Origin of the sequence: Paenibacillus sp. P46E (assembly GCF_001909095.1) — a bacterium.
Taxonomy (GTDB): domain Bacteria; phylum Bacillota; class Bacilli; order Paenibacillales; family Paenibacillaceae; genus Paenibacillus_AQ; species Paenibacillus_AQ helianthi.
The window spans coordinates 46502-70920 of the sequence record NZ_LVYZ01000014.1 but is presented as its reverse complement, the minus strand read 5'-3'; the positions used below and the strand labels follow the sequence as shown (position 1 = coordinate 70920).

Here is a 24419-nt window from a genome sequence, read left to right as displayed (position 1 = left end):
ACTTCCTTGCTATTACGCGCTTTTGAAATTCAGGTTGAATTTTGTATGAGGCTGTGGAGATCGGAATTGATGCTCAGACAGCCACACCGGCTTACCGGTGTCCTCATAAGCTTCGGGCATTGCCGCGTCTTTTATACCTGACGTTTGAATGTGCAGTCCTACAAAACATAAATGTCAGCGGGTTAATCCAAAAAAGGCGGTGCCCCGTGTATAAACACCGGACACCGCTCTTCTGTCACGCCATGCTAAGGGTCGGATTAACGGCATTTCTGCCGATGTTCCGACCCGTTCCTGCTACGGGCGCTGCATTAACGGCATCTCTGCCGTTGTTCCATCCCGTCACTGCTTCCAGCAGGCTGCCTGGGTTACCCGGCGGCCACGCCGCTCTCAGCAGCGGCGCCCTTGGCTTTCTTGATCTGCTTACTACGCAGCTGACCGCAGGCGGCGTCGATATCGACGCCGTGCTCCAGCCGGGTGCTTACGCTGACGCCCTGCTTTTTGAGCGTATCAAAGAAAGCCCGCACGGATTCACGCTCGCTCCGCTGGTATTGGCTATGCTCATCTACAGGATTGTACGGAATCAGGTTCACGTTAGCCATCTGGCGGCGGTCTCCGATCAGCTCAGCCAGCTCCAGGGCATGCTCCTGCTGGTCATTGATATCCTTAAGCAGAATATACTCCAGTGTAATTCTCCGGTTCGTCTTCTCCAGATAGTAATCAATAGCGGGCATTAACTTCTCTATAGGAATGGCTCGGTTGATCTTCATAATCCGTGTCCGCAGCTCATTATTCGGAGCATGTAAAGAAATAGCCAGGTTGACCTGCATATTGGCATCAGCGAATTCTCTGATTTTGTCAGCCAGACCGCTTGTGGACACCGTGATGCCCTTACCGGCAATCGCCAGTCCCTTATGACTCTTGATAATGGTCAGGAAATTGAGCAGGTTCGTAAAATTATCAAACGGCTCGCCGATCCCCATCACCACCACATGGCTGACCCTTTGACCCAGACCTGCGCGGTCCAGATGATGCTGTACCTTCATAATCTGCTCCACAATCTCTCCGCTGGACAGATCGCGGCTCTTCGCGAGCAATCCGCTTGCACAAAAACTGCAGCCGATGTTGCAGCCAACCTGCGTGGTGACGCAGACGGACAAACCGTACTTCTGCCGCATCAGTACCGTTTCGATCAGGTTGCCGTCCTTGAGGCGGAACAGAAACTTGATGGTGCCATCCGCCGACTCCTGCTTCACATGCTCGTCCATCGTTTGAAAGACAAAATGCTCTGACAGGAGCTGCACCGTCTCGCCGTTCACCTCGGTCATTTCCGCAAAATCCGTAACCCGCTGACGGTACAGAGAGTCCCATATCCGGGACGCGCGGGATTTCTTATGACCATGCTCCACAAGCCATAACGACATTTGTTCCAAAGTTAATCCATAAATGGATTGTTTATTCATTATTTATCCTCTTTTCAAAACATTAAAGTTCAATTCATTCTACCTTGCAGGACTCCGTCTAACAACATACACTTATTGTCTCAAATTTTTTTTATTAAAACAAGAAGATTCCAGTGCTTTCCCTGCTTCCGCGGAGCCTGACAGCCCTCTGAAAGACATACAAGCGTACCCGAAAGTATCGGATACGCTTGTAGTGGTCTAGCCAAAGTATCCGACCATTATTTGAAAATGGCGAACTTCAGCTGTTTCTTCTTAAGATATTCAATAATGGCAGGCAGCGCTTTGACTGTTATTCCCTTTTCATGGAGGAGATAGATGCCCCCGGAGGGATCCGTATGATAAAAATATTGGATGATGTGCTCTGCGGTCTGTGCTTTCCAGTCTTCAGGATCACGGTTCCAGAGCAGTACTTTCAGGTTCTGTTTGCCGGCTTCTGCCGCCAGAGATCCATTGATAGCCCCATAAGGCGGACGAAATACGGTTACCGGCTTCTCAATATTCTGCTCCAGCACCTGAACGGAACGCAACAGGTTGTTACGGTTCTCTCCACTGCTGTTCTTCGTCATGTCACTGTGATCCCAGGAATGACTCCCCACCGGCATTCCGTGCTCATCGGCATATTGGACCGCTTCCGGATTCTGCTGGGCATTCTGGCCAATGAACAGAAAATTCGCCGCAATTCCGTACGCCATAAGAATATCGACAATTTCCTTGGTGTACTGGGATGGGCCATCATCAAAGGATAAAGCTACATAACCCTTCGGCAAACTGTACTCGTACCGGCTTCCGTCCAGCTCCAGCTCTTCAACCGCCGGGTTCTGCACCTCTGGCTCCGCACTCTGCACCGGCAACGGCGCCGGTTCTTGTTCTGTTACCGGCACAGCTTCAGCTTGAGCGCTCTGAAAGGATGCCGTATGAACCACGGGGACGTGGGGCACAGGGATACTGCTGTCCACTGGCAGCTTGAAGTCTTCATGCGCTTCAGCACTGTTGAGCAGAGTGTCATCCATCCGCAGGAAAAACAATACGAATAACAGGCTGAACAAAACACAACGCATTACAATAGGCCGGTTAAGCCGGAAGGCGCTTGCACGTCGCTTGGGCTGTGGTTGTTCAGGCTCGGGCACAGGAACCACCGCTTGAACCGTATTCGCTTCATCGGACGGCATCGTTTGCTGTTTCCACTCAAGGAGCTGTGAGACGAAATCTTCTGAGCAGGCAAAATACAGTGTCTCGGAGCAGGTTCTGTTCATCTTGGTGAGAGAGCTGAAATATTTGCGGCGAAAGGGGTCCCACTTGGGGTAAATCGATAGCCGTACTCTGTGTTCTTGATACGAGCCCAGTATGCTATTCATTTGCAGGTATGTATATTCATCGATGAGGATAACTTTTCGGGTGAATCCGCCGCTATGGGTTAGACCTACCTCCATCTGATAGCTGTCCTGCTTAGGCTCAAGCGACAGCAGCTCTATCATCAGTGCGGAATCTTGTTCTAAAAGAGGCATAATAATTATGTAGTCCCGTTATCTGTGCGGTCTGCCGGGGGAGTACTTCCTCCAAAAGGAGCCGTCATACGCGTGGTGAAATCGTTAATCATGCTGGAGAGGTAGGCTTTCTCCTGCCGGACCGTTTCGTATTTCTGTTTCATATGGGCGTTCTCTGTTTCAAGACGTCCGATTTTTTCCTCAAGCTCGTTCATCTTCTTCAGCTTCTCCGAAATGGCATCATTATGCTTCTGGACAAGATTCGTATACTTTTGCCGCTCCAGTTCAATGGTGCTCTTGAGCTCGTCCATTTCTGAAGACAGGGTCGTGTGCAATTCACGGTGGTCCTCCATGACCTGATCCACCTTCAGGTTACGTTCCACCAGCTTATGCTCCAGCTCCAGAATGCTTCTTTCCCGTTCCTCAATCACTTTGTTCAGATTCTTCAGGTCCTTGTTCAAACGCTCCACATGTCCGCTGGTATGCGTCAACCGGTCCTGGAGCTCATGATTGGTCGTATCCGCATGCGTTCTGGCCTGGATCATTTGCTCTACTGCAAAAATCAAATCAAGTGACTTCTTGTCCAGCTGCGCTTTGCCTATGGAAATGAGGCTGGACAGGCTCTCGTTCGTTTCGTAAGTTTCCTTTTCCTCAGGCGGGTCTTCCGCCAATTGAACCTTTTGAACCACGCCGGGCCTGGGCTGCTTGTCTGTCATGTCTTTTTTCTTGAAAAAAGGAGTTGCCATCTATACTATCACCTCATTATATATGTCAAAAAATGTCGAGCCTATACGCATTTATTATAGTTGATTTAGCCTGTATGTAAGTGAGCCTTAATATCTAAGTTTCGCAAATGTATCCAAAGGCCTAATTTCCCTTGGGCGGAAGTATTAACCAATAACTTAGGAATAATTGCCCATGCTATCGGCACTTTTTCGTACAGAATCTGGATACTTTGCAATTTAGCAAATGCTGTGGCTAGATAAATAGGCAACAAAAAAAGCGCAATCCCGGGGACCGCGCTTCAGCGATACTTGATTTATTTGTACAGCACTTTCTCCACATTGTATTTGGCTCTAAGCTTGTTCACAATGTACGTTTCGTAAATCTCTCTGTCGACGGCTTCCTCGACGAGGCAAACCTCAATCTTGGTCACTTCATCACGGTGCGGCTTCATCACTGAAACATTATCTTCGAAATGCTTTTTGATCCGCGGTCTCAGCTTTCTGGCCTTACCCACAAACAGCAGCTCATCCTTATCGTTGTAAAACATGAAGATGCCGCCTTGTTCCCGGGTAATCAGGTGGAAATCTGTAAATCCGTAAATATGGCTCAATTCGGGATTCGCCTGCTTCGTAATGGTGACATCCGGCGTTGGAATCGTAATGCTGATCATTGTAGCTCACTTCCCTCTTGGATATAGACATAAATAGTAACATAGTTCCAGGACCCTGACTACATAGAAGCAGCGCCGGATTATACTAAAGAGGAGCCCTGCCTACGGATCGGGTCCGGGATGTATGAGCCTTCTGCTCATAAAGATTTGGCCTGACGGCTCTGAATGGCTTGGATCGTCTCCCGGATTCCTTCCTCGAATGAAGTCGCCGGAATCGGGCCGACCAGACGCTCATACTTCCGGCCGCTTAAGCGGAGCGGTTCCTTCGTCAGATAGAGCATCTCTACAATCTCTTTCATGACCGGTACAAACAGGCCAAGCAGCGATAAACCAAAGGCCCCCACCGGGATGACCGGTTTTGACTTGCCGCTTGCCTTCCGGGCGATGCGGACGATTTCCCGGCCGGAGATGGTACCTGCACCGGGAATGTTCCAGTTCTGCCCATAGGCCTCTTCCCGGAGAGCCAACTCCACGATCATCACCGCTGCATCGGGCAAATATACATATTCACGCGGCACCGTCATATTCCCGACGAACATTCCCGGTTTGCCGGCAGCAATCGCATCAAGCGTTGAACCCAGATACGAAGCTTCATTGGCAGTAGGGCCATAATAATCAGGCAGCCGTACTATCATGCCTTGGGTAGGGCTCCAGCGCGGACTGAAGAACATCCGCTCGAACTCCAGCTTTGTTTTGCCTTTTTGGGTATGCGGGTTCTTGGGGAATTCCTCCGTGATCGGCTGCTCATCCTTTCTGCGTCCATAAGGATAAATTCCGTCTACTGCAACGACCCGGGCACCGAGTCTGTTCGCCGCCTCCATCACGGACTCACCCATTGGAAGCAGTCTGGTGCTCATTTCGTTATACGGCACCGATGCGCTGTGAAAAATAATATCCGCTCCCTGCGCAGCCTTGAATACATCCTCCGGTTTGAACACATCTCCTGTTCTCAGACTAAGACCAGCCGGATGGCCCAGTTTTGCCGCGAACTGCTCCAGCTTCGGCAATGACCGTCCAAAAGCAACCGTTTCGATCCCTCTCCTAAGCAGCTCGGCAATGAGTACCGTTCCTGTTCCTCCCGTTGCACCCAATACGACAGCCTTCGTTGTTTTGTTCATCATTAGTTATTCCTCCAATTTGTTTTTGTTATTTGTTATTGATTAATCACTACCTAATGATCGAGGACAACTAAGGGCAGAGCCCTTAGTCCGGGGCTGGTGGATTTCCCCCGGCTATTCCAGATGCTTCGGCTTCAGATCAGGCATCTCCAGCGCCATTGCAATATGGCACAGCATACCATTAGCCATAAATGTACTGACTTCTACCTCGGGATGAGCGATCCCCGCTGCAGTAAACTTGCTTTCCATCAGGCTTGTTACCCTTTGCATTCCCGTCTGCATAGACCGGCGGATGGCTTCATCACGAATCCCGAGCGCCTGCACCTGCAGAATGATTTCACTTGGATAGGTCTCCATCATCTGCTCATACACCCGGATCGATTCCCGGAGCACTTCTTCTCCCGAAGCCTTCACCTCTGTAAACGTGCGGATCGTCCGTTCAAATGCCCGGTCCAGCGCCGCTACAAACAGCTCCTCCTTATTCTTGAACAGCTTAAAAATGTACGGCTGGGAGATCCCCACCTTCTCTGCCACCTGTGCAGTAGTGGCCTTGAAATATCCATGCTCTGCGAATACAACCACAGCCGCCTCCAGGATTTGCTCCCTCCGGTTGACTGAGGTTGCTTCATCCTTCGTCCGTGCGCCTCCCGATAGCTTTGTCATGCTGGCCTCCTGTTGTTCTGCGGATATGTGTTCTGATAAGACGGTGGGTTTGAATGAGTAATTTTTGGTTATTGGTCAATCACTATCTTGATTTGAAGTATACAAGGACTTTTTCCAGAAATCAAGCCTATATTTAAAATTATTGTATTATATAAAAACAGCTGCCCTGCCTTTAGTAGACGGGATCAGCTGTTTTTGGAACCCTTCGTTACGCCGCTGCTTACAGCACTGTTGTCCTTAATTCCGGCTCCGCAGCTTGGACAGCAGTCTGAGAATCTCTACATAGAGCCATACCAGTGTGACCATAAGGCCGAATGCTCCGTACCATTCCATGTATTTGGGAGCGCCCTGCTGTGCGCCGTTCTCAATAAAGTCAAAGTCCAGCACCAGATTGAGCGCAGCCACAATAACGATAATGACCGAAATGCCGATTCCGATCAGGCTGTTGCTGTGCAGATAAGGAACCGTTACACCGAACATTCCCAGCACAAAGCTCAGCAGATAGACGATGGCAATTCCGGCTGTGGCGGCAAATATGCCAAGCTTGAATTTTTCCGTCGCTCTAATGATTCTTGTCTTATAGGCAAGCAGCAAAGCGACAAATATACTCAGCGTCAATAAGGCGGCCTGCAGAGTAATCCCATAGTACAGGCCTTCGTATGTTGCTGAAATAGCACCCAGAAATAAGCCTTCAGCCAGCGCATAGACAGGCACCAGATACGGTGCAGCAGTCGGCTTGAAGCTGATAATCAAGGCAAGCACGAACCCGATTAGTGCACCGCCGATGGCATAAGGTCCTACATTTTGTCCGTTGAAATACATCGACCAGGCACTGAACGCCCCTGCCAGCAGAATGGTCAGTGTGATAAAGGTTTTGTTGACCGTTCCATTAATGCTCATGCGTTCCTGCCCGGAGTACCGCTCTGCACGCTCAAACGTTTTTTCATTTAGTGTGGGATTTCCGCTGCGTCCGATCAAGAGATCATCTCATTTCATCACTTATTTGTGTCCATAATAGCATATTCACTGCTTGAAAACATTCGTCTCGCCTTCCCCTTAATTCTGAGGATGGTGAAAGGGACAAGCCGGCTTAGGTTCAGGAGCAGCCTCAGCGTTTGAACTGATCTTAGCGTCTGAACACCCCTGTGAGCCTTCTTCCAGCCAATGGGCGTATGCCGCTTGCTGATAGATCAGCCTCGGGCTAAGGTTCAGCTCCTTCAGGGTGTTATCGTTCCAAACCGGTGTAGAGGATGGTGACATTGGAGGGATCAGCCAGCCCCACTTGCCTGATACCTGGCGTCCCTGCTGCTTCTCCTGTTCCTGGAAGCGGGCGAACTGATCGGCGGCGGTATGATGATCTACAATACTGACCCCCGCCTGCTTGAAGGAATGCAGCACCGCGCGGTTCAATTCCAGCAGCGCCCGGTCTTTCCAGAGAGAGGTGTTGGTCGAGCGGTCCAGCCCGAGCAGATCCGCTACAGCCGGCAGCCGGTTATAACGGCTTGTGTCCCCAAGATTGCGTGAACCAATCTCTGTCTCCATATACCAGCCGTTAAAAGGCGCAGCAGTATAAGAAATTCCGCCGATTTCGAGCAGCATATCCGACACGACCGGTACAGAATACCAGCGCAAGCCAAGCTCCGGGAACCGTTCGATCTCGGGATGGGTCAGGGGGACCTCCTGCACCAGCGCGGGCGGAATGGCGAACCAGCGCGGTTCTTCTTCACCAATGCTGACGACCAGCGGAAGCACATCGAAGTCTCCGCCATTGCCCTGCCAGCCCAGCCTCCGGCAGACGGCAGTGAACACATCCGATGCCGGATCGCCGGCACGGGCAAGGTCCCCTTGTCCAGGGTATCCGGCATAACGGATCAGCTGGTGATTCCAGATCCGGACCCCGCTGCGGAATACCGTAATCATAGGACGGATGCGGCCGCCATTGTTCGCCTGCTGCACATGCTGCAGCAGTGCCGCCGCGACCTCCTCGGCTGTCTCCGCCTGCCGGGCATCGTTCACCTCAAGCGTGTGCCAGAACAGGCGTCCGATGCAGCGGCTGTTGTGGCGCCAGGCCATTTTTGCACCATGGGCAAGCTCTTCCTCTGTATGGTTGTAGGTACCGGATTGCTCGATTTCCTTATATATGGCCTGAATACGTTCCGCAATGAGCTGCTCCGGCTTCTCCAGCTCTGTATAGCATAGCCGGATGAAAGATTCTGCCTGCCCGGCCAGCTTTCCGTACGACTTCTCTTGTTCTCTATTATCCATCCTGCCCACTCCCGCTTCTGCTCCCGGAGGATTTCGCCTTCGGAAAATTGAATGAATTCATCATAGTAACTCCTGGAGGAATATGCAAGATGGGCTGCAAGCGGCTGATTTCAGACGAAAATCGATTATAGCCTTCCTGTTCGCCCGATCTCTGATAAGATATAGCTGATCTCCAAATGCTGTTCCTTGGATTCTAAAGCTAAACCTGAAGGAGTGACGGGACGTGAGCAAATTCGGAATGATTGCCAAATTCACCGCCAAACCAGGTGAACGTGATGCCCTTGCGGCGATTCTTCTGGAAGCTGCGGCTGCAATTGAGCAGGTTCATGAATGTGAACTGTACATCGTTAACCTCTCGGAGAGTGAGCCTGACACCCTCTGGGTCACTGAGGTATGGAGCCATGCGGAAGCCCATGCGGCTTCACTGCAGGAGGAGTCCACCCGGGCGGCCATCCAGCGGGCTAAGCCGCTGATTGCAGGTGTTGAACCCAACCGGCTGATCCCCCTTGGGGGCAAGGGACTTGGGTCCCTTAATCCGGACGCCTAAGAGATGTTTTGAACAAAAAAAGCAATAATTGCAGCCGCTTAAATAGCTGCATTATTGCTTTTTTGCTTACAGATATACTCTGTATTTCTTCCTTCGTATGAGAATTAACCCATCTCTGCCAGTCTGGCGATGATTCTTCTTTTGCGGTAGAGCATCCGGGCGGCTTCGGCCACATCCTCCAGCGCTTTGCGGTTGATATAGGCCCCGAAGAACATCCCCGCTACAGGGACAGCCTGCAGCATCTTTTTCCAGCCCCAATTGTCCCGGTACACCGTGATGACCTCCCGCCAGCCCTGAATCCTGGACACGGCAGCCTGAGTCCCGGCAGTAATATCGCCGTCGCCACCGGCCTGCAGATTAAGCTCCTTCAGGATAGTTCGCTTGCCCACAATATCCGCAGAGGCAAACTGCATCACCTTGACGGCAAATATCCGTTCTGCTTTATCTGTAGGATTGTAGCCGTAGCAGAGGCCAATCTCCTGAATGACTTTTAAGGACAGGCCCAGAATCGCAGGGATGTCTGCCGCCAGCGTGAACAATCCGCCGAATCCGGTCGTCGCTCCTTGCGCGGTGGCGACGTTCCTGCTGCTCATTGTAAGCTGCCGGGCAGCATTATCCATCACCGCCAGCGGATATGGCCCCTTCCCGGTTCCTCCAGCCGCGCGGCTCCCGGTCTCCATTAACACCCCAACCTTGCGCCCGGCTACGAGATAGTTGCCCCCATTCTGGATATAGCCTCCCAGCTCGTCGAGCAGCTTGCCCAGCTTCTCGTGAATAAACTTCGGCGTAAGCTTATCGAACAGTTTGAACGGCAGCCTGGTGATGCGGTCCCAGATCATCAACTGGTTCTGTTCCTTTTCCCACTTTATAATTTCGGCAAGCGCGGCATTCAGCTCCTCTGCAGTCTCCAGATACGGCGTGTGCCCGGCGGTTTCCGGCATCTCTAAGCCCCCCTTAATGATACTTGTTCGTTTCAATAGTACGTTCGTTGCAGGCAATTGGTTCTGTTCACTTTATTAACCCGTTTGTGGACACTTGAAAGATTAAGGGATTATAGGCTGTCAAGAACCTCATTCCACCATTATGCTCTCCTGAGCCGAATTCAAAGGTATTTCTACCTCTCATTCCACCATTTTGCTCTCCCGAGCCGGATTCAAAGGTATTTCTGCCTCTCATTCCACCATTTTGCTCGACTGAGCCGAATTCAAAGGTATTTCTACCTTTCATTCCACCATTTTGCTCTCCTGAGCCGAATTCAAAGGTATTTCTACCTTTCATTCCACCATTTTGCTCTCCTGCTCCGAATTCAAAGGTATTTCTACCTTTCATTCCACCATTTTGCTCTCCTGAGCTGGATTCAAAGGTATTTCTACCTTTTATTCCACCATTTTGCTCAACTTGGTTCCGTAGTTCATTTAGCTACTTCTGGGTTCTACAAGAATAGCTTTTGCATAACAAAAAAGCATTCCCGGATGAAACCGGAAATGCCTGAGCTTCAAATATCTACTGTTTGGTACTTCTGTTTGCTGCTTCTGCGAGAGCGAGCCTTTTTTTCTCATCAGCCAGTCTTTCCTCGGTCAGATCCACCCCGTGGCCCCCAATCGAGCCCTCCGGAGCATGGCTCACTGCCTCCTCCGCGTGCGTTAGGCTGTTCTCAGCCTGCATAAGCATCTGATCATTCGGATGGCTGAGCGCCTGGGATACAGAGTTATGCAGCGTGGTCACCGCATCCTGTGCCTGATCTACCGTACTATTGGTCCGAAGGCTGGATTCGTAATGCTTCATCTTGTCAACCGCTCCCTTCTGTCTCACTGTCCAATCCTTTTTAGGATGGATAGAACAACGGTTTTTATACATTCCATTTGTAACTCCCGCGTCAAATCACGGCTTATTGGATGGAGTTATTTTCGATTTCGGTAAAGTTTGTAATCGCTCTGTTAAATAATTCAAATTCGATTGAAACCCATTTCGCCTGGCTGTATGATGATCACAAACAACAAGAATCAATATGAAAACACAAGAAAACAAATTCATAATGTAAGGAGAAGGGCAGATGAAGAATCAAATTTACCTGGCAAGAAATAAAACGGTGTATAAAGGCAATCTGCATCTCCACACCACATGGTCTGACGGCTCACTCCCGGCAGCGGAGACTGTCCAGGTGTTCAAGGAGAAGGGCTATCATTTTATTTGCATAAGCGATCATGATGTCTATTCCAGAACGGATGAGTTCAATACGGATCAGTTCATCACGATTCCCGGAATGGAGCGGGGCGGGCTCAACCCTGTCCCTGATAAGGACCCGGGCTACCACTTCGGAGTTCTGGATGATCCCACCGCACAGCCTGTGCAGCCAAGATTTCAGCATCTGGAGAGGTTTCCGGTTCCCATTCCCTGGGAGGGGGATCAGTCCCCGCAGGTGTTGATTGATGAGATGATTGCCCATGGTAATCTGGTGATTTTCAACCATCCGGAGTGGCATCTGACGCGCTTTGAGGACATGGTCAACTACGATGGATTTTTTGCCGTTGAAATCTATAATCATGCAACGGAATGGTCTACGGTCAGCTCCTATGGAGCTGCTTATTGGGATCACGCGCTGCAGAACGGCAAACGGGTGTATGGCATCGCTGCGGACGACTCCCACGGACACGACCGGAATTGGGCGTTTCCTGAATACGGCGGCGGCTGGGTTCAGGTTCAATCGGAAGCGCTGACGCCTCATGATATTGTGACCAGTCTTAAGGCAGGCAGCTTCTATTCCAGCACAGGACCGGAGATTTACGACCTTCGGGTGGATGACGGACAGTTCATCATTGAATGCTCCCCCTGCAAATTCATTATGTTCAAAGCGTTCCCGCTCCGGGGGCCGTTTGTCGGTAATTACCAGAATGGTGAACCCCTGACGGTCGCCTCGATGCCCGTTGAACCGGAGATGCAGTATATCCGGGTGGAGTGCATTGATTTTGACGGAAATGTAGCCTGGTCCAATCCGGTGTTTGTAGCAGATTTACTGGAGGGGGACGAATAAGGATGACGCCGGTGATTTATCTGGACAACCAGAAACGCAAGTATAAAGGCAATCTTCATACACATTCTACGCGCAGCGACGGGCAGTACCCTCCCGAAATGGTGATGAACGCCTATAAGAATAACGGCTATGATTTTATGTGCTTGAGCGATCATGAAATCTATTTCAAATCAGACGCCTATGATGATGAACGCTTCATCATGATAGACGGCTACGAGATGGCTTGTGAGATGAGCAGACAGGAGACAGGCCAGCAATACCATATTCATGGACTGCTCGACCGGACGCTGCATTCGGCCCAGGAGTTCGGACATGACGAAGAGCATGCAAAGCCGGATTACGAGGACCTGGACACCATTCAAAGCTTGATCGACGACATGCGGGACAAGGGAAATCTGATTATTATGAATCATCCGGAATGGTCCAGGAATACACCGGAGGATCTATTGCGGCTGGAGGGCTATTTCGCGATCGAAATATACAACCATCAGTCGGAGCTTGATGAGGCGGTTGGATATGGGGTTCATCATTGGGACTATTTGCTGAAGCACGGCCGCAAGGTGTACGGGATTGCCTCGGACGACGCACACGGCGGTGACATCGACAGTGCGATCTCTGAATTTTTCGGCGGATGGGTGTGCGCTGAAGCGGAGAAGCTGGAGCAGCAATCCGTCATTGATGCCTTAAAAGCCGGTCAATACTATTCGTCGAACGGCCCTGAAATCTATGACCTGCGGGTACAGGATGGCTTCCTTCAGATTGAATGCTCTCCGGTCAAGTTCATCAGATTCCTTACACATCCCGGCAATGGCCGCAACATATACAGCAAGGAGGCACTTCCCGTCAGCCAGGGCTCCTACCGGATAGAGGGCAACGAGCAATATATCCGCGTGGAATGCGTGGACTTTGAGGGGAAGGTGGCCTGGTCTAATCCTATTTTCCCGGCCGACCTTCCGCACGGAGCCCTTGAATAGGGTGGACGGCTTAGAATGGCAGTTCCGCAGGGACATGAGAAAGCTTGTCCTGCCTTCGATTCTACAGATGCTAATAGGGAATTCATTCTCGCTGATCAATACACTAATGGTGGGCAGCATGGGCGATTCCGCCATAGCGGTTATGGCCGCCGCAGGTCAGATCAACTTTATTCTCGGGATGATTCTGTCCGCCATCTTCGGCATTTCTGCCTACATCACCCAATTTCATGGGAAAAACGATACCGCCAATGTGAAAAAGGCCTTTGGACTCATGCTTATCTCCAGTGTCGCTGTCAGCTTAACTGCATTCATATTAGTCTCCTGCTTCAAAGCTCCCATCCTGTCGCTATTTATCAAGGATAAGGACGTTGCTGCTTACGGCGTTCAATATGTATCCGTCATCGTATTCGTCTATCTGATCAATTCAGTTAAGGATGTATACGGAAATGCACTCGGCTCGATCGGAAAAATGAAGCTGATGCTGGTGGTTGGCATGATCGGAATGCTGGTCAATGTCCTGCTGGACTACACGCTGATCTATGGAAAGCTTGGATTTCCCAAGTTAGGCATTGTTGGAGCGGGATGGGCGACACTTGCTTCATCCATTCTCAGCGCAGGTATTTTAATAGGCTATGTTTATGGAAGGAAGTACTACGTCAACGTCACGCTGCGGGAGATCTTCTCCTTCAATTGGCCGTTTGTGAAAAGAGTCTATGCCACTACACTGCCGCTCATGTTCCATGAAGGCATGTGGTCGGTCGGGAATATGCTGTATGCGCTGGCCTTCGGTCATATTGGCGTGGCAGCGCTGGCGACTTATCAATTGGCGAACACGTTCAACGGCTACTTCATGATGGGGATCTATGGATTTGCTTATGCGGCAAAAGTAATGGTTGGCCAGAAGCTCAGCCAGGACGACAGGAACGAGGCAGTACTCTATGCCCGGAAATTCACTCGGATCGCTTTGTATTCCGCATTGGCCATGAGTGCTGGAATTCTGATTCTGAGCCCATATATTGTTCACTTATTTCCTAATCTCAGCCGTGAAGTGCAGTCGTCATTCCGTCATATCATGATCATTCAGGCAATCGTTATGGTCATGTTCTTCTTGAACAATCTATGGATTGTCGGACTGTTCAGAGCAGGCGGCGACAACCTGTATACGATGAATCTGGTCCTGGTCACCACATGGCTGATAGCCTTACCTCTAGTGTTTGCAGGAGCTTATCTATTTCACTGGCCGGTGGAATGGGTATACCTCATGTTTTCACTTGAGGAAGTATCAAAAGCATGTATCGGATTCTTCAGATACCGCTCAAATAAATGGGCACGCAACCTTGTCCATAACCTGTAGGAGGAACGATGGAACAACCCTATTTATTACTGACACCCGGTCCCCTGACGACAACCTCATCCGTTAAAGAAGTCATGTTAAAAGACTGGTGCACCTGGGATAGCGACTACAAGGATATCGTTCAGTCGATCAGAAGCAGGCTGCTTCAGCTGGGACAAGCACCCGAAGAAGAGTATACCGCAGTGCTGATACAAGGCAGCGGGACGTTCGGGGTCGAGGCGGTGATAGGCACCGCAGTGCCGGATGACGGCAAGCTGCTGATCCTCGCGAATGGTGCCTATGGCGAGCGCATCCAGGAGATTGCCCGTGTCCTTGGAATCCGGCACCGGACGCTTGAACATGCACCTGATGAGCTTCCCGGTGCAGACCAATTGGATGCCTTGCTCAAGCAGGATACCCTAATTACTCATGTAGCCTTCGTCCATTGCGAGACAACGACGGGGATTCTGAATCCGCTGGAAGCACTCGTTCAGGTAATCAAGAATCATGGCAAAATAGCCATCGTCGACGCCATGAGCAGCTTCGGCGGTACACCTATAGCGGTCGCGGAGCTCGGCATCGATTATCTGGTCAGCAGCGCGAATAAGTGTATCCAGGGCGTCCCGGGCTTCAGTTTTGTGATCAGCAGGAAGAGTGAGCTTATCAAATGCAAGGGACGAGCAAGATCGTTATCCCTGGATTTGTTCGATCAATGGCAGGTAATGGATAACGATGCAGGTAAGTGGCGCTTTACTTCCCCTACGCATGTTGTCCGGGCATTTTATCAGGCGTTGCTCGAATTGGAAGAAGAAGGCGGAGTCGAACAGCGATGTGCAAGATACACCAGGAATCAACAGACACTGGTGCGATTCATGGAGCAGGCAGGCTTTAAGGCCCATTTGCCCGCGGCTGTCCAATCCCCTTTTATCACTACTTTTGAATATCCGGATCTTACATCATTTACATTCGAAGCATTCTATCGATTTCTAAAAGAAAAGGGCTTCGTCATCTACCCCGGCAAATTAAGCAAAGCGCTTGTGTTCCGGATCGGAACCATCGGCGATGTGCACATTGAGGATATTGAAAGGTTATGCGAGGCGGCAGCTTCTTATCTAACTACCCTGCGACTGGAGAGCTGATATGACGAAAAGAGTGCAAGGAATCATTATGGACTGGGCGGGAACCACGGTGGACTATGGCTGCATGGCTCCTGTTCAAGTGTTCCTCGAGATCTTCCATTCCAAAGGAATAGAACCGACTATGGCAGAGGTGCGGGCCCCCATGGGTCTGTTGAAATGGGATCACCTGAAGGCCATGCTCGAAATGCCAAGGATCGGCAGGCTGTTCGAAGAACGCTTGGGCCGTCCTTATACAGACAGTGATGTAGACGAGATGCATGAAGCGTTCGAACCGAAGCTGCTGGGAATTCTGCACCGGTTCTCGGAGCCCATCGGGAATGTGGTGGATGTCGTCGATCAGCTGCGGCAGGAGGGCTTGAAGATCGGTGCAACCACCGGATATAACGGTACGATGATGAAGATTGTGGCAGAGCATGCGCGGGAGAAAGGCTATGCGCCGGACTATTGGGTAACGCCGGACTCGGTGAACGGCAAGGGCCGTCCTTATCCCTATATGATCTACGCCAACATGATTGAGCTGAATATGGGAATGCCGTCACAGGTCATAAAGGTTGGAGATACGGCATCCGATATGCAGGAAGCCAGAAATGCCGGTGTCTGGGCAGTGGGTGTCGTTAACGGCAGTTCGATGCTGGGCTTAACGCAAGAAGAGACTGCCGCGATGGAGCCTGCTGTTCTAAGGGAACTTGCCGAGGCTGCCACACAGCAATTTGTGAATAACGGAGCGCACTATGTGATTGACCGGATATCTGACCTGCCAGATATTATCGCACGGGTGAACCGCCGGCTAGGGGAAGGGGATATGCCTTGTGGACTTTAGAGCTAATACGAGAACGGAGGGGGATATTAATTTATCCTCAGAGCGGCGAAGCTTTCAAGAGGCCTGGCTCAGTCCCGAAACGAAGGAAGTATTAGCAGAAGACAGCCGTTATTTCCTGCACCAGTCCATGTCGACACCATGCCTCAATGTCATCACGAATGCGGAAGGCATCTATCTGGAAGATATGGACGGCCGCAAGATCATGGACTTCCACGGGAACAGCGTACATCAGGTCGGGTATAAGAACCGGTATGTTCTGGATGCAGTTATGGCCCAAATGGAAAATCTCCCTTTTCTGCCCCGCCGCTTTACCAATCCGGTAGCCATCCGGTTAGCGCAAAAGCTGGTCCAGCTGGCTCCAGGTGATTTGAACAAAGTATTATTCACACCCGGCGGAACAAGCGCAATCGGACTTGCGCTGAAGCTCGCCCGTAAGGCAACGGGCAAATTCAAGACCCTATCCACTTGGGATTCGTTCCACGGCGCGAGCCTGGATGCGATCTCCGTGGGGGGAGAAGGCGTATTCCGCAATGGAATAGGGCCGCTCTTACCGGGATCGGAGCATATGATGCCCTATAATTCCTACCGCAGTATTTTCGGAGATCACGATGATGGCACCTATTCCCTTAACTATCTGGAGTACATGCTGGAGAGAGAAGAAGATGTGGGAGCTATCCTCCTGGAGCCGGTTCGGAGTACGGACGTGCAGATTCCTCCTCAAGCCTACTTCCAGAGGCTGCGCCGGCTCTGCGATCAATACGGTGTCCTCCTCATCTTGGACGAGATTCCTACAGCCTTCGGAAGAACCGGAACAATGTTCGTTCATGAGCACTTCGGAATCGTGCCTGATATTGTAGTGATTGGCAAAGGCTTCGGTGGCGGAGTGTTTCCCATGGCCGGGATTATTGCCCGGGAAGGCCTGGATGTGGCACAGGACATATCCCTTGGACATTATACACATGAAAAGAGCTCTGTAGGCTGTGCAGCAGCACTCGCCACCATTGAATTCATTGAAAACAACGGCTTGCTGGAGCATGCCGTACAAATGGGAGCTTACCTTCAGCAGCGGCTTACAGAGATGATGCAAAGGCACGAAGCGATTGGCGATGTGCGTGTCATAGGAATGCTGGCAGGAATTGAACTGGTAACGAATAGGCACACGAAGGAAAAGGCGGTCGGACATACCGAAAAAGTGATGTATCTCTGTATGGAGAAAGGCCTGAGCTTCAAGGTATCGAGTGGAAATGTCATCACGCTTGTCCCGCCCTTAATTACGACTCAGCGACAATTGGACCAGGCATTGGCGATTATTGAGGAAGCTATCGGCATAACTTTCACCACATGAAAACAACTTTTAATGATTAAAAAACAACGAAAACAATATTAAACAACAACAAAACAAAAATAATACGTGGTTTTAATCCCAGGTTTACATGTCCCCTTTATACTAAGCTTGTACAGGAAAAAACAAGAAAATGTGAAAAGGCCATAAGGAGGACTTCGAGGAATGAAGAAGCTTGTTGTTACTGCTTTGAGTGTAGTCTTGAGCACAGGACTGTTGGCGGGATGCGGATCGGGTAACGAACCGGCAGAGGCAACATCGGCAGGTGAGGCGAAGATGAAGGAGATTCAGATTTCTGTCCGTGAGAGTACTTGGGGAGCGCGCAAGGACAACTTCATCGAGGCGGAAAAGCGCCTGAACGAAGAACTGAAGGCTGACAATGTTCATGTAAAGATCGACTGGTGGCCGGGAATCGGCGATGACGAGCTCATTCTTCAGGCCCAGGCCGGAAAAGTAGCCGATATCTTTATGAATTCCAGCGTGGATATTGGCTGGGAGCTCAATGCCGGTATCATCCGTGATGTGGATTGGGTTAAGGATTCTAAAGTATTCAAGAATGTGCCGGATTCCTATACCAATATCATGAAGTACGACGGTCACTATTATGGGGCTATTCAGGATATGGATGCTTCCCCGGTATTCATCAGCCGCAAAGCACTCGAAGGCCTCAGCTGGACGAAGGAGCAGATCGATGGCTTAAGACAGCGTGTGGACTCCGGCGACTTCACATTCGGGGATCTCGAAAAGCTGGCTGAGGAAGCGAAGCAGAAGAACCTGGTCAAGATGGGCTTTGCAGTAGAAGATACACGTTTTGAAGGCTGGAATTACGCGTTTGGCAACTACAACTATAATGTCGATGAGAATAAAATGGTGCTGACCAAAAAAACTAAAGACGTCTATGACTTCTGGGCGGATGCAGTGAAACGCGGTATTATCAACGAATCCATCGGTGATGTAGACACAGATAAGGCAGCGCCTATGTTTGTTAAAGGTGAGATTTTCGCGGAATTCGCCCGCACCGAGTTCTATCAGATGATGCGTGAAGCGAATGGCATGCAGAACGACCTTGAAGGCTTCAACACCTGGTTCAATAAGAATATCGTCTGGATTCCTATTCCCTCTGCTGAAAAGGGCGGCAAACCTGTATCCTACAGTAACCCGGCTATGATCTACGTGGGGCCAACAGTTGATGACGAGAAGATGCCGTATGTCCAAAGATTGATCGAGCACGTACTTGATCCGGACCTGCAAATCAATCACACGCTGGTCAGCGGTAAACTGCCGGTAACACCGGAAGCGCAAGAAGACAAACGCTTTAAGGAAATGGACTTCTATAAGGATCATGCATACCTGCTCGAATTCACGAAGACCCGTCCGGCTCAACCGGATTACGCAACCTATACCAAATCCTACATTTTGGGTGTGGATGCCATCCTGACCAAAGGCCAATCCGCAGAACAGGCATACGAGTTGTTCCAGAAGGATGCGAAGCAGAACGTACCTTCCGATCATCTCATCATTGAACAATAACAGCCTGGGATTCACTCTACGGGAAACGGATACCGTCCTTTGTAGGACTGCGTAGCCGTTTCCTCTTGTTCCATATTATGAAGGCGGGTGAAGGATCGGCATGGATCACACTACAGTTCAACCTATCTACAAAAAACCGTTTAAAAAGAAGATGTACCCTTATTTCTTCATCATGCCGTTCGCGGCATTGGTTCTTGTTTTCTTTGTCTTGCCGGCCATCGCAACGATCGCCATGTCCTTCACGGATTTGAATGCGTCGATGAAGCCGAAATTCGTAGGATTTGAAAATTTCACAAGAGTATTCTCAGACTATAATCTTCCGGCTATTTTATGGAATACGGCTATTTTCTCCATCCTGTCCTTATCGGTCTCCCTGCTCTTTGCTCTGATTATATCCATTGCCACCCAGTACTTCCTCAAGGGAAAAATTACGGCTGTCATCTACAGAGTGCTGTGGCTCATTCCCAGTATTATCCCCGCTGTCGTCTATGTTACCTTCTGGAAGTATATCTTTGATCCTACGGAGGGTGGCCTAATCAACCGCATCCTGCTTCAACTGGGGGTAGAGTCCGATCCCGTATCCTGGTTCTCCAAGGCCGCAATGGGAATTGTCATCCTAGCAACTGTCGTGTCCACGATATCCGGCGGTATGATTCTCTTGTCCGCAGCGATCAACTCGATACCCGAGGACTTATACAAAGCGGCAAGAGTAGACGGCGCAAGCGAGAAATCCGTCATTATGAAAATCATTTTGCCCACCTTAAAGTGGCCGTTAATGTATATTACCATCTCGGAGCTGATCGGCTTTGTATCCTCCTATTTCTTTATCATGCTACTTACAAACGGCGGTCCGATGAGAGATACGACAACCTTGTCCCTGTACGCTTACCAGCAGGCCTTCAATCTGAAATATTATGGCTATGGAGCAGCGGTGTCGCTGATTGTTGTAATTATCTCTTTTATCCTAACGCTACTCTTCTTGCGGTTATTTGATTTTGACCAAATGATCAAACCTTCAAGAATTGAAGACTAATCCGGGAAGGCGGCAGTCTGATGTCAACCAGTACGCTTAAAAAGTTGCTAGTGCACACCTACATGACATTATTTACGTTGCCGATTATCGCAATGATTATCTGGTATTTCCTGGCAGCTACGATGAATTTTACGACAGGGCAGTTTTCAATGGACAACTTTTCCTTCTTCACAGAGCCTGTTGAATATGCCGGGGTGAAGCTCCCCTTAATATGGCCTATTGTACTTAATACCCTTGTGTATTCCTTTTTGATTGTCCTGATCGAAGTCTGCATCTCTGTACCGACGGCATACGCCTTCTCCAGGCTGGACTTCAAAGGAAGAGTATCTGCGATGAAATTTCTGTTTCTGATGAGATCTTTCCCGGGGATCACACTAATTATCGCGACCTTTTTCATCCTCGTTCAAATGAATCTGGTCAATACGTATACGGGTGTATTATTGGTCGCGGTTACCGGTTCCCTTCCAGGGCGGGTCTACATTATGAAGGGGTTCTTTGACGAGGTGCCCTGGGATATTGAGTGGGCGGCCATGGTCGATGGATGTACCCGTTATCGGGCGTTCAAGAAAGTACTTGTTCCCTTCGTGCTGCCCGGGATTGGCGCTATCTCTGTATTTTCCTTTCTCGGAGCTTACGGTGAATGGTTCCTGTTTAAGCTGCTTATTTTCAATGACGATATGCTTACACTGGCCGGCTACTTGTCCAAGCTAGTAACCAAAGAGGATCAGATTATGAACTATGGCCTCATTACAGCGATTGGATTGTTCTACACACTCCCCATCATTCTGTTCTACATTTTCACCCAGAAGATATTCATGAAGGTCAACTTGGGAGGGGCTAAGCAAGTATGATTACCTTAAAAAATATTGTAAAAGAATACGACGGCAAGCAAGACAGCGGCAGAGCGGTAGACGGCCTGAATCTTGAGATTAACAAAGGCGAATTCGTAGCGCTGCTCGGTCCCTCCGGATGCGGAAAGACGACGACACTGATGATGCTCGCGGGGCTGCTGAAGCCGACTTCGGGAGAGATTCACTTTAACGGAAAACTGGTCAATCATGTGGAGCCGAAGGACCGCAATATAGGCATGGTGTTTCAGTCCTATGCGCTTTATCCCCATCTCTCTGTCAGAGACAATATCGCTTTTCCGCTAAGAGAACGGAAGATCCCCAAGCAGGAAGCGTATGAACGGGCCAAAGAAACGAGTAAAATCCTGCAAATTGATCACTTGCTTGACCGCAAGCCCTCACAATTGTCCGGTGGACAACAGCAGCGGGTAGCTATGGCCCGGGCACTCTCCAAAAATCCTGAAATCTTATTGCTGGATGAACCCATGTCCAATTTGGACGCACGCCTGAAGCTGGATGTCCGGGACGAGATCCGCAAGATTCAACGGAATTTGGGAGTGACCACCATTATTGTGACTCATGATCAGGAAGAGGCGCTGGCCATATCCGACCGGGTCGCCATTCTGAACGGCGGCCAGATTCAGCAATACGCGCCTCCACATGAATTATTCAACCATCCGGTGAATCTTTTCGTAGCCAGCTTTCTGGGCAACCCGCCGATGAACCTTGTTCAAGGAGAGCTCAGAGAGATGAACGGCGACCAGGTAGTCGTTACGGAAGGCTTCGAATATCTGTTGCCGGCTGACCGGAGACTGGATAAAGAGCATATGGGGAAATCCGTTAAGTTCGGGATCAGGCCGCATGATATCGCGATTTGCTCTCCGACCGATCATCAGAAGATTAGAATGAAGGTTGATCTGGTTGAGCACCTGGGCAGCGGCAAGCTGGTCAAAGTGATTGACCCGTTAGGGAAGCTGGATACGATGATCCGGCTGTTGACCGGCAATGAGGCGGAGATTGAGTCTGGTGATGAAGTGTACATCAAATTCAAAGAGAACAAATTCCATCTGTTCGATATGAACGATAACGGCCGCAATTTATTGCAATATAAATAGAAGACGAGTGCTTGAGGATGTTATGAATGCCCTTTATTATTGAATGAAGAGCCGATATAATAATAGTTCATAACGTGAAGGGGGTAGGGTAGGGTGTCTCTTGCCAGCGAAGAAAGAAAAGAGACGATCATGACTCTCCTGAATGAGAGAGGTAAAGTGATCGCAAACGAGCTCTCTTTGCTGTTCGAAGTGTCCACTGAAACGATCCGCAGAGACCTCGACGAGCTAGAGAAAGAGAATAAATTGAAAAAGGTATATGGCGGTGCGGTTAAATTCAAGGTTGAAGTGGAGCCTCCTCTTCTCGAAAGAGAGGCCGTTCATGTTGAAGCTAAACGTAAAATTGGCATCCTGGCCGCAGGACTCATTGAGGACAATGATGTGATTGTGGTGGATGAAGGAAGCACAGCGCTGCAAATCATTCATTGCCTGGAAGGCAAGCAGCATTTGACCATCTTAACGAATTCCGTGCCTGCCCTCATGCTGCTCATTGAATTTCAAAAACGCGGGACGTTCAACGGGAAGCTTATCTTTATTGGCGGTGAAGTAAGCGCCAAGCATCTCCGGGTATCCGGCCCGATCGCTGAGAAGGTTCTGGAAGGTTTCTATGTGAATAAATCCTTTGTCTCCGTTGATGGTGTCTCCTTGGAGAACGGCATCACAAGCTATGATTACGAGAAGGCTGTATTCACAAGACAAATGATCCGCAACTCAGAGATGGCAATCGTGGTCGCCGACTCCTCTAAGATTGATAAGCGTACCGTAGCCAAAATAGCCGATCTGGATGAAATCCACATGATCGTAACGGATCAGGCGCCTTCACCCAAGTGGAAGGCGCCGTTACAGAAAATGGCTGTACAGTGGATTTATCCCCAAGGTGAAATCTAAACCAGGAACATGGCGACGATCGTAGTCGCCATAAGGCCGAGCAAGACCGGCTTCAGGTTGCGCCGGGCCAGCTCAAAGGGGCTGACGCCGCAGATGGCAGCCGCAGGAATAAGCGCCCACGGAATCAGGGTGCCGCCGCCGACCCAGATGGCGGCCACCTGTCCCAGGGCGGTCAGCGTCGCCGCGCCGGAATGGATGGCGGCGGCGAACAGCTGGGCAATCGAGCCGGCCAGCGAGATGCCGGAGAAGCCGGAGCCGTCGAGGCCGGTGATCGCACCGATCGCCGTCATCGTCACGGCTCCCACTGCGCCGTTCAGCGGCACGTGATCCGCGAGGGCTACGCCCAGATCGTTCACGATGCCGTGTGAGCCATTCGGCAGCACCTTGCCGAACAGCTCAGTGAACGCCGAATCGCCTAGATAGAAAAAAGCAGCGATGGGAATCACCGGTCCAAACACCCTGAAACCAAAGGTGAAGCCTTCAATCAGGTAAGCAGTGATTTTCTCCAGCCCCTGATTACGGTGGGCCATCAGTGTAACCGAGATTAGAATCAGTACAGCAGTGCCGCCCACCAGTGCTGTGGCATCCCCGCCTTGCAGGCCCAGCGCGAACATCACCGCCACGTCGAGCAGGAAGAGCAGCGGGATGGCGATAGCCAGCGCTTGCCGGAGCCGGGCGTCCAGCAGAACCGGCCGTTCCTCCCCGCCTTCACTCTCCGGCCCCCTCAGCTTGCCCGTGCTGCCCTTAAGGGGAATCAGGCCATCTCTCCATGTACCGTTCCTCTGGTCGCGGCGCATCATCCAGAATGCCGCAACGGTGGTTACCAGCCCCATCACAAGAACCAGCGGGATACTCGCTTCCATCACACTAGATACCGGAAGACCGGCAGCATCTGCGGTGAGCTTCGGAGCGCCCTGAATAATATAATCTCCGGACAATGCTATCCCGTGACCGAACAGGTTCATGGCTACAGCGGCCCCAAGTGCAGGTAACCCCACCCGCAGAGCCACTGGCAGCAGCACCGCCCCCACCAGCGCAACAGCAGGCGAAGGCCAGAAGAAGAAAGAGGTTACCATCATAATAAGTCCAATGCCCCAATAAGCCATTGCCGGTGTACGAATAAACCGGGTAAGCGGGGCAACCATGGTCTCGTTAATGCCAGTAATCATTAGAATCCGGCTCATCGCTACAATAATAGATATAATCATTATGGTCCCTAACAGCTCTTTGGTCGCATAGACAAAAGCGTTGAAAATTCCTGATACCGAGCCGCTGAGCGTCTCTGTAGCAAACAAACCCAAAGCAAAAATCCCGGCCACACAGATCATCGTCGTATCACGCCGCCGGATCAGCAGCACAATAATGAACACAATAAAAACCAGGTAAACCCAGTGTATCGCCGTAAGCTGAATGCCCATTATTGCATACGCCCTCTC

General features: G+C 50.4%; 24 protein-coding genes. 12 read left to right on the top strand and 12 right to left on the bottom strand.

Annotation, left to right across the window (positions count from 1 at the left end):
- Positions 1-365: 365 nt before the first annotated feature.
- The 8 genes from rlmN to A3849_RS03850 form a co-directional block, all read right to left on the bottom strand.
- Positions 366-1460 carry a dual-specificity RNA methyltransferase RlmN gene (rlmN, locus tag A3849_RS03885; RefSeq protein WP_074110249.1) on the bottom strand — a complete coding sequence of 365 codons (1095 nt, stop codon included), beginning with the start codon at positions 1458-1460 and terminating at the stop codon, positions 366-368.
- A 218-nt stretch (positions 1461-1678) separates the two neighbouring features.
- Positions 1679-2965 (bottom strand): polysaccharide deacetylase family protein, encoded by a 1287-nt coding sequence (locus A3849_RS03880; RefSeq protein WP_083613353.1) that lies wholly within the window; start codon positions 2963-2965, stop codon positions 1679-1681.
- Between the two features lie 5 nt (positions 2966-2970).
- A complete protein-coding gene (locus A3849_RS03875; RefSeq protein ID WP_074110247.1) occupies positions 2971-3690 on the bottom strand; it encodes a hypothetical protein in 720 nt (239 codons plus the stop codon).
- Between the two features lie 293 nt (positions 3691-3983).
- Positions 3984-4340 carry a GIY-YIG nuclease family protein gene (locus A3849_RS03870; RefSeq protein ID WP_074110246.1) on the bottom strand — a complete coding sequence of 119 codons (357 nt, stop codon included), beginning with the start codon at positions 4338-4340 and terminating at the stop codon, positions 3984-3986.
- 137 nt (positions 4341-4477) lie between these two features.
- On the bottom strand, positions 4478-5461 hold the full coding sequence (locus tag A3849_RS03865) for an NAD-dependent epimerase/dehydratase family protein (protein ID WP_074110245.1): 984 nt from the start codon (positions 5459-5461) through the stop codon (positions 4478-4480).
- Positions 5462-5572: 111 nt separating this feature from the next.
- Entirely contained in the window at positions 5573-6121 is a 549-nt protein-coding gene (locus tag A3849_RS03860; RefSeq protein WP_074110244.1) for a TetR/AcrR family transcriptional regulator, read from the bottom strand.
- Between the two features lie 237 nt (positions 6122-6358).
- A complete protein-coding gene (locus A3849_RS03855) occupies positions 6359-7099 on the bottom strand; it encodes a Bax inhibitor-1/YccA family protein (RefSeq protein WP_074110243.1) in 741 nt (246 codons plus the stop codon).
- 78 nt (positions 7100-7177) lie between these two features.
- Positions 7178-8386, bottom strand: coding sequence for a nitric oxide synthase oxygenase (locus tag A3849_RS03850; protein WP_074110242.1), 1209 nt, complete (start codon positions 8384-8386; stop codon positions 7178-7180).
- Positions 8387-8609: 223 nt separating this feature from the next.
- On the opposite strand from A3849_RS03850, the gene A3849_RS03845 reads away from it, so the two are divergent.
- On the top strand, positions 8610-8933 hold the full coding sequence (locus A3849_RS03845) for a putative quinol monooxygenase (protein ID WP_074110241.1): 324 nt from the start codon (positions 8610-8612) through the stop codon (positions 8931-8933).
- 104 nt (positions 8934-9037) lie between these two features.
- Here A3849_RS03845 and A3849_RS03840 read toward each other — a convergent pair whose 3' ends face one another.
- The 3 genes from A3849_RS03840 to A3849_RS03830 form a co-directional block, all read right to left on the bottom strand.
- Positions 9038-9874 (bottom strand): EcsC family protein, encoded by an 837-nt coding sequence (locus A3849_RS03840; protein ID WP_074110240.1) that lies wholly within the window; start codon positions 9872-9874, stop codon positions 9038-9040.
- A 67-nt stretch (positions 9875-9941) separates the two neighbouring features.
- Positions 9942-10262, bottom strand: a complete 321-nt coding sequence (locus tag A3849_RS03835) for a hypothetical protein (protein ID WP_074110239.1) — start codon at positions 10260-10262, stop codon at positions 9942-9944.
- A gap of 174 nt (positions 10263-10436) precedes the next feature.
- A complete protein-coding gene (locus A3849_RS03830; RefSeq protein WP_256700640.1) occupies positions 10437-10790 on the bottom strand; it encodes a hypothetical protein in 354 nt (117 codons plus the stop codon).
- A 196-nt stretch (positions 10791-10986) separates the two neighbouring features.
- Between A3849_RS03830 and A3849_RS03825 the strand changes: the two genes are divergently transcribed.
- The 11 genes from A3849_RS03825 to A3849_RS03775 all read left to right on the top strand — a co-directional run bounded on the left by A3849_RS03825 (position 10987) and on the right by A3849_RS03775 (position 22983).
- Positions 10987-11964, top strand: coding sequence for a CehA/McbA family metallohydrolase domain-containing protein (locus A3849_RS03825; protein WP_074110238.1), 978 nt, complete (start codon positions 10987-10989; stop codon positions 11962-11964).
- A 2-nt stretch (positions 11965-11966) separates the two neighbouring features.
- A complete protein-coding gene (locus tag A3849_RS03820) occupies positions 11967-12938 on the top strand; it encodes a PHP domain-containing protein (protein WP_074110237.1) in 972 nt (323 codons plus the stop codon).
- Position 12939: 1 nt separating this feature from the next.
- Positions 12940-14292 (top strand): MATE family efflux transporter, encoded by a 1353-nt coding sequence (locus tag A3849_RS03815; protein ID WP_074110236.1) that lies wholly within the window; start codon positions 12940-12942, stop codon positions 14290-14292.
- 8 nt (positions 14293-14300) lie between these two features.
- Positions 14301-15410: a 2-aminoethylphosphonate--pyruvate transaminase gene (phnW, locus tag A3849_RS03810; RefSeq protein ID WP_074110235.1), complete on the top strand. Its 1110-nt coding sequence runs from the start codon at positions 14301-14303 to the stop codon at positions 15408-15410.
- 1 nt (position 15411) lies between these two features.
- Positions 15412-16230: a phosphonoacetaldehyde hydrolase gene (gene phnX / locus A3849_RS03805; protein ID WP_074110234.1), complete on the top strand. Its 819-nt coding sequence runs from the start codon at positions 15412-15414 to the stop codon at positions 16228-16230.
- Complete coding sequence (locus A3849_RS03800; RefSeq protein ID WP_256700639.1) at positions 16220-17575, top strand: aspartate aminotransferase family protein; 1356 nt, start codon at positions 16220-16222, stop codon at positions 17573-17575. The genes phnX and A3849_RS03800 overlap by 11 nt, the downstream gene beginning before the upstream one ends.
- Before the next feature lie 162 nt (positions 17576-17737).
- Positions 17738-19102, top strand: coding sequence for an extracellular solute-binding protein (locus A3849_RS03795; protein WP_074100114.1), 1365 nt, complete (start codon positions 17738-17740; stop codon positions 19100-19102).
- Positions 19103-19202: 100 nt separating this feature from the next.
- Positions 19203-20135: a carbohydrate ABC transporter permease gene (locus tag A3849_RS03790; RefSeq protein WP_074110232.1), complete on the top strand. Its 933-nt coding sequence runs from the start codon at positions 19203-19205 to the stop codon at positions 20133-20135.
- Between the two features lie 20 nt (positions 20136-20155).
- Positions 20156-20986 carry a carbohydrate ABC transporter permease gene (locus A3849_RS03785; protein ID WP_074088367.1) on the top strand — a complete coding sequence of 277 codons (831 nt, stop codon included), beginning with the start codon at positions 20156-20158 and terminating at the stop codon, positions 20984-20986.
- The gene (locus A3849_RS03780) at positions 20983-22098 is read left to right on the top strand and encodes an ABC transporter ATP-binding protein (protein WP_074110231.1); all 1116 of its coding nucleotides are present in this window, start codon (positions 20983-20985) and stop codon (positions 22096-22098) included. The genes A3849_RS03785 and A3849_RS03780 overlap by 4 nt, the downstream gene beginning before the upstream one ends.
- 93 nt (positions 22099-22191) lie before the next feature.
- Positions 22192-22983 carry a DeoR/GlpR family DNA-binding transcription regulator gene (locus A3849_RS03775; RefSeq protein WP_074110230.1) on the top strand — a complete coding sequence of 264 codons (792 nt, stop codon included), beginning with the start codon at positions 22192-22194 and terminating at the stop codon, positions 22981-22983.
- On the opposite strand, the gene A3849_RS03770 is transcribed toward A3849_RS03775, so the two are convergent.
- On the bottom strand, positions 22980-24401 hold the full coding sequence (locus tag A3849_RS03770) for a hypothetical protein (RefSeq protein ID WP_074110229.1): 1422 nt from the start codon (positions 24399-24401) through the stop codon (positions 22980-22982). The genes A3849_RS03775 and A3849_RS03770 overlap by 4 nt on opposite strands.
- Positions 24402-24419: the final 18 nt, after the last annotated feature.